The sequence below is a fragment of the Kitasatospora sp. NPDC093558 genome, from assembly GCF_040683475.1.
Classification (GTDB): Bacteria; Actinomycetota; Actinomycetes; order Streptomycetales; family Streptomycetaceae; genus Kitasatospora.
Genome location: NZ_JBFBDY010000218.1, coordinates 1 through 10,230 on the forward strand (window position 1 = coordinate 1; position 10,230 = coordinate 10,230).

General features: G+C 70.3%; 7 protein-coding genes and 1 pseudogene. 3 read left to right on the forward strand and 5 right to left on the reverse strand.

Annotated elements, in window-relative coordinates:
• The 3 genes from AB0O00_RS20555 to AB0O00_RS20565 all read right to left on the reverse strand — a co-directional run.
• Positions 1-224 (reverse strand): hypothetical protein (locus AB0O00_RS20555; RefSeq protein ID WP_363653764.1); only part of this gene is annotated, 224 nt, incomplete at its 3' end.
• Positions 225-240: 16 nt separating this feature from the next.
• Complete coding sequence (locus tag AB0O00_RS20560; protein ID WP_363653766.1) at positions 241-1,113, reverse strand: papain-like cysteine protease family protein; 873 nt, start codon at positions 1,111-1,113, stop codon at positions 241-243.
• Between the two features lie 311 nt (positions 1,114-1,424).
• Positions 1,425-2,783, reverse strand: coding sequence for a fibronectin type III domain-containing protein (locus tag AB0O00_RS20565; protein WP_363653768.1), 1,359 nt, complete (start codon positions 2,781-2,783; stop codon positions 1,425-1,427).
• A gap of 981 nt (positions 2,784-3,764) precedes the next feature.
• On the opposite strand from AB0O00_RS20565, the gene AB0O00_RS20570 reads away from it, so the two are divergent.
• The gene (locus AB0O00_RS20570) at positions 3,765-6,611 is read left to right on the forward strand and encodes a BREX system ATP-binding domain-containing protein (RefSeq protein WP_363653770.1); all 2,847 of its coding nucleotides are present in this window, start codon (positions 3,765-3,767) and stop codon (positions 6,609-6,611) included.
• A gap of 170 nt (positions 6,612-6,781) precedes the next feature.
• Here the strand turns inward: AB0O00_RS20570 and mpaD are convergent, their stop codons facing one another.
• Together mpaD and mpaB are read right to left on the reverse strand one after the other, a co-directional pair.
• On the reverse strand, positions 6,782-8,047 hold the full coding sequence (gene mpaD, locus AB0O00_RS20575) for a daptide-type RiPP biosynthesis aminotransferase (RefSeq protein ID WP_363653772.1): 1,266 nt from the start codon (positions 8,045-8,047) through the stop codon (positions 6,782-6,784).
• A 141-nt stretch (positions 8,048-8,188) separates the two neighbouring features.
• Positions 8,189-9,205 (reverse strand): daptide biosynthesis RiPP recognition protein, encoded by a 1,017-nt coding sequence (gene mpaB, locus AB0O00_RS20580; protein ID WP_363653774.1) that lies wholly within the window; start codon positions 9,203-9,205, stop codon positions 8,189-8,191.
• Positions 9,206-9,609: 404 nt separating this feature from the next.
• Here mpaB and AB0O00_RS20585 point away from each other — a divergent pair, with 404 nt between their 5' ends.
• Positions 9,610-9,780 (forward strand): hypothetical protein, encoded by a 171-nt coding sequence (locus AB0O00_RS20585; RefSeq protein ID WP_363653776.1) that lies wholly within the window; start codon positions 9,610-9,612, stop codon positions 9,778-9,780.
• Between the two features lie 163 nt (positions 9,781-9,943).
• A pseudogene (locus AB0O00_RS20590) lies at positions 9,944-10,230 on the forward strand (ParH-like protein); the annotation flags it as partial.

Below are 10,230 nucleotides of genomic sequence, written 5' to 3' on the forward strand. Positions count from 1 at the left end.
GCCCCGGCGGCGGAGCCGGCCTGCGCGGCCGAGACCAGGAACCTGGAGACGGCGTCGCGAACCTGGTTGCTCTGGAGGACCTGCTGGGCGGACTGGTAGCCCGCGATGCCGTTACCATCGGCGGCCCGTGCCAGGACGCTCCCGCATTGGGTGGCGGCAAGGGTGGCCGCGGCGAGGACGGCGGTCTGGGTGATCAGGCGCGTGGTGCGTCGTACGGTCTGCATGGGGTGGGTCGTCTCCTTAGCCGTGGATGCCGATGCGGGAATGGGTCCACTGGAACGAGGTATTGTTCGCGTAGGTGTCGAAGTTCCACCACGTGTAGGTCTGAGTGGTTGGCCACGGGTCGCCGACGGCGATCATGTTGCTGCCGGGGTCGTAGCCGTAGATGACGTTCATGTGGCCGCCGCCGCTGCGCCAGCCGATTCGGACGCCGAACGGGCGGCCGGCGGCGATCTCGGCGGCGGATTCGGCGGACGAGGCGTTACGGGACAGGCTGCGCCCGCTGTTGCCAAGCCCCACCTGGGCAAGGCCGTTGGCCATGTCCTCCAGGGTTGCGGGCTGGTTGTTGCAGTCCAGCCACCTGCCCTGGGCGGCGAGCCGGCAGAACTGCTCCTGGCTGACGTCGGTGTGGCCCCAGTAGTTGGCGATGGTCAGGCCGGAGGCGTCCCAGCACCATTGGGTTTTGACCTGCTTCTGCATGGTGAGCTTGAGCGTCTTGCCGGTCGCGGACGTGTCCGTGGTGGTGGGGGAGGGTGTGGGGGTGGTCGAGCCGCAGACCGGCAGGGTGTCGGTGTTCTCCTTGATGAAGGCGGCGGCGAGGTAGTACGAGCCGGACTGGATCCACCGGGTGTTGTTCTCGACGGCGTCGCCGGTCGTCCGGCAGGTCATTCCGACCTTGTCGCCGATCTTCGAGGAGCCCTTGATCTGGGCCGACAGGGACGGCTGGGCGCGGTGGTTGATGTTGGTGAACCGGCCCTTGCCGGCGGTCACGGTGCCGTTGACCAGGTCGGCCTGGGCGAAGGCACCGAGGCCGACGACCAGACCACCGGAGAGCGCGGTGGCGGTCACAGTTATCAGAGCTTTCTTGCGGCGGGACATGCGACGTCGATGCATGCGCTTTCTCCTTGGTCGGAGGAATCGGGAATGTGCTCGCTCGGCTGCGCCGGGACCCGAGGGCGTGGGTCCTGGCGGCTCGACGCCCGAGGGACGGAGGGCCGGCGATCCGGTCTGTGTGCGGCGGGAGCCCGGGTCTTACGACCGCTTGGCAGGTCGGGACCCGACGGACCTGCTGAAGAGCGCGACGGCTACCGCGATGGCCGCAATGGACACCATCGTGACGGCGGCGGTGGCGCGGACTCGACGCCAGAGTGCGGTGTGCTCCTCGGGCCGCCCGCCCGGGGGCGGGCGACGCTCGTGAGGTGCTGTCAGGACGTGGCTTTCGGGGTGTGGAAGGACACGGCGCGGCCGGGCTTGGAGTCCCGTCCCGCGTTGTCGCGCACTGACACCGCGATGGTGTAGTCGGTGTCCGGGCGCAGATTGGACAGGCGGTTGGTGGGCTGTTTCACCCAGCCGGTGTGCTTGCCGTTGAGGAACACCTCGTACCAGTCCGCCGAGTTGACGGCCGGCCATGTCACGACAGCCGAGTTCGGCATCAGCTGGGTGACCGTCACCTCTGGGCTGGTGGTGGGTCCGGTGTTCGTGGGGCTCGGGTTCGGGCTGCGACTGGACGTGGGGTTCGGGTCGGGCTTGGTGCCGTTACCGGCGATCAGGAACCGGTTGTTCGCGACGTTCCAGTGCGAGGCCAGGTAGCTGCCGGGCTTGGGATCGGTGCTGTAGTAGTCGTCGTGGGTGCAGTCGAGCCGGTCGGAGTGCGCGCGGTCCGGACAGACCGTCTTCATCTGCGGGTAGTACGGGTAATCCGAGTAGCACATCAGATCCCAGTCGTAGACGCAGTGGGCGCCCTTGCTGGAGTTGGGCGCGCTGTTGTTCACCGCGCCCAGGTTGTGGCCGAGTTCGTGTGCGGCGGTGTGGGCGTTCCAGCATCCGCTGTCCGAACGTCCGTAGGAGGGGCCGAAGTTGCTCAGGTTGTCCTGGCCGGGCCGCTCGTCGCCGTTGAACGTGCCGATGCCGCAGTAGACGTTGGCGTCCGCGAAGACCATGTACTTGCGGTCCTTGCGATTGAAGCCCTTCTGCGCGAGGGCCGCGTTCATCGCGCTGAACTCGGCCATCGCCGCGTCGGGAAGTTCGGCATCGAGCACTGTGGGGGTGCAGTCGGCGGCGGTCGCGAAGCGGATGTGCCGGACGCCGCCGGTCTCCTGGGCGCTGGCCAGGTAGATGGCATCCGTCTCGGCGGCCCACTTGCGGAACGACGCGACGTACTGGGCGTACCGGTTGCGGCCCGGTCCGTGCGCGTACACCACCTGGACCCGGTTGCCGCTGTCCCCGTTGCCGTCGCAGACCACGGACTGGTCGGTGAGTGCGGCAACAACGTTGCCTGTTCCCGGCGCTGAGGCCGGAGTGGCCGGCGGTTGGTCGGCCCGTGCGTCGAGGATCGGCAGCGTGGTTGCCGCCGGCGGGGTGTCCTTACTGATGTCGACGCCCTTCGGCGGCGCGTCCGGGCCGTGGGTGCAGTGCCCGTCTGCCGTACTGAGGACACCGACGCAGTGGTCGCCCTGTGGGGCGACACGAAGGCCCTTGTATATCAAGCCAGTTGACGGATCATCCGTCGGTATCGAGGCCACCGCCCTGGGCGGCTCGTCGTGCCGGGGCTGGGACGCCGGCATGAGGCTGTCGGTGGACGCGCCGGCTGATGCCGTCGTTCGCTCGCCCGTGAAGACCCCGGCTAAGGCGGCCGAGCCCCCGACGAAGACCCCTGTTGCGGCCACCGCCGCCGCGACCAGTGAGACCCGGGCTCGGCGCCCCCGCTTGCTCACCCTTCTGCTTCCAGGCATCAACGCACCTCTTTTCCGGTGGGAGTGAGTTCCGGGAATCCTGCCAGAGGAGTTGACGTGTTCTGAATAGCCCTGTTCTACGCGCGAAGATGTCACCTCTTCAACCAATGTCAGGGCTGCCTTGGGGATACGTCAACTTGCTTGAATTTTAGGCAAGTTGACGACATGGCAAGGAGGCGGTCCAGTCCATGGAACCCTTTCAATCGTGTGCGACTATATGGAAACGTTATGCTCGCGATCTGCTGTTAGACGTTATGTCAGGTTCCGGAACAGCGCAGAGTGCACGAAAGGTGACTCTCTATCACGACAGGATAAAAGTGATGCTTTCCTGGATTTGTGAAGAGTTTGAGGCGGTGGAACCGCCGGCCCATTCCCGGGCGTCCCCCGTCGAATGGGCATTCCTTGTCGGCTGCGACGCCGGCTCTGCCGGCCCCCGCGGCGCGCCGCCGCTCTCAGCCGCGCCCGCCGGCTGCGGCGGGCCGCCCGTTCCGATTGAGTCTCCGTCAGGTCGACTGGCACCGTGGGGAACAGAGCTGTCGGGCGTAGCTCGGGCGACAACGCTCAAGGATCAACGAGTGCACTGCCGACCTGGCCGGGGCTTGCCTTTCCCGGCGGAATTACTCGCCTCCACGAACCGCCGAGCAATCTCGGATCACCCCCACTGCCGGTCAGACGGAAGGGCTCCTTTCGGCCGGCAGCACAGGAAAGATTTGACTTCCCGACTCTGCATGTGAACCCTGGTGCGGCAGTGCACACCGGGCGATTCCTCGCCGTGACGCCAGCACCATTCGTCTCAGCCTTCGGGGGAATCGCTTGGCAAATGTCCAGACCTTTCTTGTCGACCGGGAAAGGGAAATGGCGGACCTGCAGGACCTGCTCACGGCACTGCGCTCCGGTCACTCGTCGACGGCCGTCGTCGACGGCTGGCCGGGTACCGGCAAGACGGCCCTGCTCGCCATCCTCGACCAAGCGGCACGCTCTCAGGGGATGGCCGTTCTCAAGGCGCGCTGCAGCATCATCGAGCGGGACTTCCCCTACGGTGTCGTCCGTCAGCTGCTCGCCCCGCTGCTCACCACACCGGACCTGCACGGGCCGGGCCCGGCCGGAGACGTGGGCACGGTGCTCGCCGGGCTGCCGTACCGCGCGGCCGACGCCGGGTCGCCGGCCGTGGCGTTCGACACGATGGAGGCACTCTGCGCGCCGGTTCTGCGCCTGGCCGTGAATCGGGCCGTGGTGCTCGCCGTGGACGACATCCAGTGGGCCGACGAGCACTCGGCGCAGTGGCTGGCCTTCCTGGCCCGCCGGCTGGGGCAGACCCCCGTTCTGGTGGCGGTGGGATCGCGCGGCACTTCGCCGGCGTCCGGTCCCGACCTGATCGAAGAGCTGATGCCGCATCCGGCCTGTCGAGTCCTCCAGCCCGGTCCGCTCACCGTCGGCGGTGTCGCACGCCTGCTCGCCCGGGCCCTCGGGACCGTTCCCGACGAACCATTCACCGAGACCTGCCATGCCATGAGCGGGGGCAACCCGGCCGTTCTCGCGCGGCTGATCCGCGAACTGGCGAGAGCCGACGTCACACCCGTCGCAGCCCAGTCGGCACAGCTCTTCGCCATCGGTGCGCGAGTGCTGCCGATGGCGGTGCGCAGCTCACTGCGCAGGCACTCACCGGACGTACTGCGCGTGGCAGGTCTGCTGGGTGCACTCGGCGCCGACACCGAGGCAGTCGTCCTCCAAGCGGCCGCCGGGGAGGAGCCTCCGTCGGTCGACCACGCGATGACCGTACTGGAGGGAACCGGGCTGCTCCTGGCCGGGCCACCGCGCCGGTTCTCCCACAGGCTGGTCGAGGAGTCGCTTGCCGACATCCTCTCCACCACCGACCGGGCGGCAGCTCATGCGGAGGCCGCCCGCGCACTGTTCGAGGCCCGGGCCTGTGCCGAGCGGATCGCCACCCACATCGTCGCCGGCGGCAGGACCGGGGAACCGTGGCGGGTCGAGGTGCTGCGCCGCGGCGCCCGCTACGCCTCCGAGCGCGGCGATGAGGCCATGGCCACCCGCTTTCTCCGGCATGCGCTCAGTGAGACCGCCTCGTGCGAGGTGCGAGAGCGCCTGCTCGTGGAGCTGGGCAGTGCCGAGGTCTCCACCGACCTGGCCGCCTGCGTGCGGCATCTCGGCGAAGCCGAGGAGCTCGTCCGGGATCCGGTGGCACGCGCGGGATTCGTCCCGGGCCTCGCCCAGGCCCTCCTGCAGTTGGGGCAGTCGCGACGTGCTGTGGAACTGCTCGACCAAGCCGCGGCCGAGATCTCCGACACCGATCCGCTACTGCTGCCGATCCTCGGGATGCGTGCCCTCATCACGGACGGGGGGCGGCCCGGCGCCTGGGAAGCCCTCCTCGACCGCGGGCCCTTCCGGGAGGCCATGGGCCGGACACCGGAGGAGCGCGGGCTGCTCGCGGCGCTCGCGGTGCGCTCCTCCATCGTCCTGGACGGCGCCGACCACGCCGCCCGCCTCGCCGAGAAGGCGCTGCAGGGCTTCGACCCCGCAACGGACCAACTGCTGACCGCCGTCCACGCAGCCGGGACCTTGCTGCGTGCCGACCGCGTGGACGCGGCCCGACGCTGGTCCGACGGGTTGGACGCGCGCGCCCTCGACGGCCGGCTGCCCGTGCTGCGGGCGGTGCTGGCGGCCACGCGTGCCAGGATCCTGCACCGGGCGGGCGAGCTCGCCCAGGCCCGGCACCACGCCGACGACGCCCTCCGCCTCACCGACGAGCCGCACCCGTACCGGCCCTACGTCATTGCCTGCGCCGTCCAGATCCTGCTGGAGAGCGGGGACGTCGGCACCGCGGAGCTGATCAGCCAACGGCTCATCGACGTGCCCGAACCGGAGAACTGGCTGTGGCCGTATTTCCTGGAGGCCCGCGCATGCCTGCTGGTCGCACAGGGGCAGCCGCAGGCAGCCCTGCGAGACCTGGAGGAGTGCGGCGGCCTCCAGCAGGCCCGATGGGGTGACAACCCGGGCCGTATCGCATGGCGATCCCGGGCGGCGCTCATCGAGCACCGGCTGAAGCGGCGGGAGGCGGCCCAGGAGCGTGCGGCGCGGGAACTGCACCAGGCCCGTATCTGGGGTGCTCCGGTCACGACGGCCAGAGCCCTGCGGGTGTCCGCGCTGGTCGGCCCCCGACCCGCGGCGCAGACTCGGCTGGAGGAATCGGTGGCCCTCCTGGAGGCCGCCGGCGACCCGCTCGAACTGGCCCGTTCGCTCACCGCACTCGGCAGCCTGCTGTCCGATGCCGGCCGGGCGGAGTCCGGACGGGAACAGCTGCGCCGCGCCCTTGGCCTCGCCCAGGCCGCCTCCGCCGTCGTGGTGGCACGGGAGGCACACGAGGCGTTGCTGGCCTCGGGTGCCCGCCCGCGCAGGGTCTCCCAGCTCGGGCCGGACTCGCTGACGCCGAGTCAACGCAGGGTTGCGACGCTGGCCGCCGAAGGGCTGAGCAATGAGGACATCGCGGCCGAGCTGTTCATCACCCGGCGTACCGTGGAGTTCCATCTGACGCACGCCTACCGGAAGTTGCAGGTCGACGGGCGGATCGGCCTGACCGCCGCACTGCGCGGCGAAGGGCACGGGCCCCGGCCGGGATCGCTCCCGTCGGCCGAGGCCGGCTGAGCCGGTCTCGGCCGCGCAAGCAGTTACGGCGCGGCGATGGGCGCGCTGCGGCGGTACGAGCCGGACCGGCAGGAGGAGCAGCACCGCCAGGCGGTGATCAGCGCGACCCTTTCGATCACCTCGCGCGTGCCTCCGGATCGCCGGCGTCTCGGAGCGGTCGGCGACCCGGGTCATCGGTGCCCTGCCCGGAGACCGGTCTCGTCCAGTCCCTGTCGCAGCGCGGACGCGAGATCGGCGAGGTCCTGCTTCGTACTGGTCAGCACGGGGACGAGCTGGATGGCGCCGGGCCCCGGGTAGACGAGGGCCCCGTGGGAGCGGATCGCGGCGATCGCGCCCTGTACGGCCCGGTCGTCCAGTGGACGGCCGTCGGCGTCCTGGAGATGCAACGCGCGGAAGCAGCCCGTGCCGGTGATACTGCGCACCAGAGGACGCCGCCTGGTGACCTCGCGGAGTATCAAGTGCAGTGCGGTGCCGGTCCGTTCCGCGGCCGCCAGTGCGTCGAGCTCCTCGAACTGAGCCAGGGTGGCGGAGATGGCGGCGTAGTTCGCCGGGCTGCAGGCCGGGGCCTCCGAAGGCACCAGGGGCGCGTCGTGCTCCTCGAACGCGGCCGCGACGACGTGCGACACCAGGACCGCCGAGGCGGCGCAGCTGCCATTGGTCAAGCCCTTGGAGGCGATGAGCAGATCGGGTGCCTCAGGCCACCGCGAGCTGGCGAACATCGGGCCGGTGCGGCCGAACCCGGTCGCGACCTCGTCGGCGATGAGCAGGAATCCGTACTCGTGCCGCAGCGTCGTCATGGCGCCGACGAACGCGTCCGACAGCGGATGGGCCCCCGAGCCGAGGACCGGCTCGCATGCCACGGCTGCCACCCGGGGGCCGTGGCGCTCCATGAAGCGCACCAGCTCCTCCGGATCAGCCGGGTCGACGTGCCGGACGTTGCGCAGGTCCACGCCGTACAGCTGCTGGTCGAGCGCCTCACGGGTGAGGGAGTGAACGCCGTACGTCAACCCGTGGTACCTGCCCTTGAGGGCGACCACCAGCCGGCGCTCCTTCTGTCCCCGGAGCGCCGCGTACTGGCGGGCGAGCTTCATGGCCAGGTCGTTCGCCGCCCCGCCCGACGTCGAGAAAACGGCCTGCCGGTAATCGGCCTGCCCGGCAGCGGCGACCAGGCTTTCGGACGCCTTGAGCGCGTAGCTGTGGGAGGAGGAACCGGCATCGGGGTCGGCCCGTTCGGCGGCGGCGATCGCCTCACCGATTGCGGCGTTGCCGTAGCCCAGGTTGACGTTCCACAATCCGCTGGTGGCGTCCAGGACCTCACTGCCGTCGGCGAACCGCAGCCGGGCCCCCACGGCCTCGGCCTTCCGACGGTTCCGCCCGCCGCAGTCGCTGGGCGGCAGCAGCAGCTTCCACAGCAGGTAATCGTGAAGAACGGTCAACAGGGCCTCCTGGTAAGCAGGATGGGAAGGGCGGCGCGCTCGGACGTTCGGCGGCCACGATCCGCCCCGGGGCCGTCGTCAACGTGGTCGCGGCCGGGTCGGTGGTCACACGGCCTCCTCATCGCGCAGCGAGTCGACACCTCATCCGATACGGTCGATCAGGCTGCGGTGGAGCTCCCGCGCCTGGGCAGGCGACAGGTCGAAGAGCCGGGCGGCCTCGGCGGTGGCGTGCCCGTCCCCGCTCAGGACGGCGTAGACCTCCAGCAGCCGGGCCGCGTCCCGTTCGAGTCGGAACAGCCGGGATCCGTCAAGGCCCACTGCGTATGCGGTGCCCGCGTGTTCGATCAGGATCGGTGCGGTGGGATCGTCGACAGGTGCGGTAGGCAGCCCGGGAGTGAAGCGCATGCCGAACCCGGAGACCGCGGTGTCGCCGCCCAGCCGCCGCCGGACCTCGACGGCTTGCAGATAGCGGCCGAGCCAGGGCCGCAAGGCCGCTCCCGTCAGGAGCGCGGATCGCTCCACCGCCGCGTCCAGGGCGGGATCACCGCCCTGCGCGGCCAGCGCCGCAGCCACCGCGTCAGCTCCGTCCTCGACCCGCGCGAGGTCGCTCCCGCCCACGCCCGTCCGAACCATGCCGTCCGCCGTGACGTACAGCCTCCCGGCGTCCGGACTGCGATCCGGAGCCGCGAGCGTGCCGACATCGGCGAGCTGCACCGCGATGTGCGCCAGGGCGGCGGCCCAGACCCCGTCGTACGCGGCTCGGTCCGCGTCGGCGAGGAAGGCCGCGTGGTCCTCCGCGCAGGCGATCCGGACGACCGTCGGCCCCGCGATGGAGAGCCGGGGGAGGGAGCAGTAGCAGAGGATCTGCACGCAGAGCTCGTCGGCCACGACCAGTTCATCGCCAGGGTGTTCCAGGCCGCCGTCGATCGCGACCTGGAACACCTCCGGGTGGCTGCCCGGAGCATCCGCGGCGAACAGCCAGGCCCCGGGTGCCAGCAGACCGGCCGAGACCACCGCGCTCGGATCCCCACCCGGCTCGACCAGGACGTCCTGCGAGGACGGCCCCCCGACCGCCCCTCCGCCGGCGAACCAGGCACACAGCCGGGCCGCCTCCTCGCTGCCGTGAAGCACGCTGTCCACGGCTGCGGTGGCTGCCACCTGCCGTCCCCCCCTTCCCCTGATTCCGCCGGGCGCCGTTCCATCGCCTGACGGTGGCGAACCACCGTCGAGCGACTGCCGAAGGGCAGAACACAGTCGAGCGCAGGAAACGGCGACCCGGCGACCCTCCCCATGCCGGTAAACGTAGTACGGACGGGGGACCGGCCACACCGTAGAACAGCCCGGGATCCGACCGTAGGAATTTCTCCGCCGCCCCGCAGTGATGAGGAGTAGGTGGCCTGGTGCTGTCGGATCGGTGGTCGCTCAGTCCTTGGAGGCCTTGCGGGCGCGTCCAAGGCCGGCAGATGCCGCCGGACTCCGGCCCCGACAGCCCGAACGGGTCCGTCATGGACTTGCGTAGTGGGATGAGTAGTTCTACGGACGCTCACTTCGACCATTCCTTCGTGCGCATGGGGCGCGGTCGGCAGTGCGTCGGGAGCGCTGCTCTGCGCGACGCCGGTGTGCGCGGTGTGGCCCTGCGTGCGGTGACCCTGTCCGCCGATGGGCTCGGTACGATCAGCGACATGATCGAGGCGATCGCCCGACGCGAGGCCAACGCCGAGCGGGCCGGCTGATTCCAACCGAACTGTCCTCCGCGCCCTAGGATCAGTTCTCGTCGGCGCGCTGTCGACGAGCCCGGGGGGAAGAATCGTGACGCAGGCAGACCACGGGGACGCGGAGTTGTGGCGGAGGTGCCGGGAGATCGCGGGGGCGCTGCCCCTTCCGGAGCCCTTCGAGATGCCGGCCCTCGCCGTGACACTGGCGCGAATGCGGGGCAGGCCGCTCGAGTTGGTGCCGCTGCCGGGGCGGAGCAGGGGCCCGTGCGGGATTCTGGCCAGCACCGACCGGGCCGACTACATCGGTTACCCGTCCGACACGAGCGTGCTGCACCAGCAGCACATCCTGCTCCACGAGGTCGGCCATCTGCTCTGCGGGCACACCGGCACGACCGCGCTCGGATCCGCCGCGTCCGAGGCGCTGATGCCGCATCTGTCGGGCGAGCTGATCCGGCGCGTGCTCGGCCG